Genomic DNA, 342 nt, shown 5'->3' with positions numbered 1-342 from the left:
TGCCTTGCGTGTAAGAATATTCCCGTTGGTGTCCATTTCATAATACTTAAATTCAGTGGTATCTGTGGTTATTTTTTGATGTGGAATACATGTATCGAAGCGACGACGCAGCCGATTGGGAGCAATACGCCCAACAGTACCTTTGTAGGAACTGTACTTGCGGCTCTTGTGAGAGAACGCTTTTACCTGCAGCCCTAATTTCTGGACAAGGCGCTGAACCTTCTTGCGATTGACTAAAAGGCCCTCTTTGCGGAGCTTACCCCAGATTCGACGATAACCAAAGTCCTTGTCACTCTGCCGAATTGCTTTGATTTTTGCTTCTAACTCAGCATCCGGATTTTT

At 45.0% G+C, this 342-nt stretch carries 1 protein-coding gene; it reads right to left on the bottom strand.

All coding sequences use genetic code 11. The features are described from left to right. On the bottom strand, positions 1-342 hold a 342-nt coding region (locus FZ041_RS14360; RefSeq protein WP_149190067.1), incomplete at both ends, for an IS3 family transposase.

Origin of the sequence: Pseudoselenomonas caprae, from assembly GCF_008271345.1 — a bacterium.
GTDB lineage: Bacteria > Bacillota > Negativicutes > Selenomonadales > Selenomonadaceae > Selenomonas_A > Selenomonas_A caprae.
Note: the sequence above shows the minus strand (reverse complement) of the source record. Positions and strands in the feature narration are given on the sequence as shown.